The organism is Nocardiopsis sp. TNDT3 (assembly GCF_003427465.1).
Lineage (GTDB): Bacteria > Actinomycetota > Actinomycetes > Streptosporangiales > Streptosporangiaceae > Nocardiopsis > Nocardiopsis dassonvillei.
The window spans coordinates 1-1,348 of record NZ_QPFC01000989.1 but is presented as its reverse complement, the minus strand read 5'-3'; the positions used below and the strand labels follow the sequence as shown (position 1 = coordinate 1,348).

Below are 1,348 nucleotides of genomic sequence, written 5' to 3'. Positions count from 1 at the left end.
GTGGGCCCGGCCAACCCGGCCGCCGATCCGATCGGACGCCTGGCCCAGCGCCGGATCACCGACGCGCTGCGCGCACCGGACCCGGTGAGCGACCTGCTGGAGCGGGTGTCCCACTACAGCCCGGGCGACACCGACCTGACCTGGACCCGGCTGACGCCGTGGCGCTCGCTGCTGGCCAGCGCCATGGACCAGCCCTGCGGGTGGGTGACCTCGGCCAGTGTGACGGCCGAGTCGCACTACCCGAGCGCCGAACTGCTGGCCGCGTGGCTGTCGGACCGGCTGGACGTGCCGGTGTCCCGCGAGACCTCGCACGGCCCCGGCCTGACCGAGGTCCGCCTGACCACCGACCAGGGGGACATCACGATCTCCCGGGTGGACGGCCGGGTGGCCACGCTGTCGCGGTTCGGCCAGCCCGACCAGACGGTGGCCCTGTCGCGGCGCGCCGCCTCCGGGGCTCTGGCCGAGGAGCTGCGCCGTCTGGACCCCGACGAGATCTACGAGAGCGCGGCCCGGCACCTGGAGCCGCTGCTGTCCGGAAGCGGAGCACGAGGATGAGCGAACCGGAGATCGTCCGCCACTCCGACGCGGGGGCGCTGGCCGACAGCGTCGCGTTGAAGCTGGTGAACATGATCGTCCAGGCCGAGGCGGACAAGCGCGACTTCCACCTGGTGCTGACCGGGGGCGGGATCGGCATCCGCACGCTGGAGGCGGTGCGCGACCACGCCCTGGAGGCCGGGATCGGCTGGTCGCACGTGCACCTGTGGTGGGGTGACGAGCGCTTCCTGCCGGACAAGGACCCCGAGCGCAACGAGACCCAGGCGTGCGCGGCGCTGATCGACGCGGTTCCGGTGCCCGCGCACAACGTGCACCCGATGCCCGCCTCCGACGGGCTGGACGGCGACCACGTCGAGCACGCCGCCACCCGCTACGGCCGGGAGCTGGCGGTGGCCGCGCGGGCACGGGGACCGGTGCCCGTGTTCGACGTGTGCCTGCTGGGCGTGGGCCCGGACGCGCACGTGGCCTCGCTCTTCCCGGGTCTGCCGGGGGTGCGCGAGGACGAGGCGTCGGTGGCCGCGGTGCACGACTCGCCCAAGCCCCCGCCGCGGCGGATCACCCTGACGCTGCCGTCGATCCGGACGGCCCGCGAGGTGTGGGTGCTGGCCTCGGGAGAGGGCAAGGCCGAGGCCGTGCGGCTGGGCCTGGCCGGGGGCAGCGTGGACGAGGCCCCCGTGGCCGGTGCGCGCGGCGCGGAGCGGACCGTGTTCTGGGTGGACGAGGCGGCGGCCTCGAAGCTGTAGCCCGTCTCGGTATCGACGACCGCCCCGGCCGGATCCGGCCGGGGCGGTCG

The 1,348-nt window shown here is 75.1% G+C and carries 2 protein-coding genes; both read left to right on the top strand.

Features of this window, described 5'->3' with window-relative positions:
• Positions 1–555: glucose-6-phosphate dehydrogenase assembly protein OpcA (locus DQW06_RS22690; protein WP_198662521.1), on the top strand; the 555-nt coding region annotated here is incomplete at its 5' end.
• Positions 552–1,298, top strand: coding sequence for a 6-phosphogluconolactonase (gene pgl, locus DQW06_RS22685; protein WP_013153995.1), 747 nt, complete (start codon positions 552–554; stop codon positions 1,296–1,298). The genes DQW06_RS22690 and pgl, both read left to right, overlap by 4 nt.
• Positions 1,299–1,348 lie beyond the last annotated feature (50 nt).

What these genes read in the sequence shown, in the direction of transcription:
- pgl (WP_013153995.1), top strand. Translation starts at nt 552, where the DNA reads ATGAGCGAACCGGAGATCGTCCGCCACTCCGACGCGGGGGCGCTGGCC.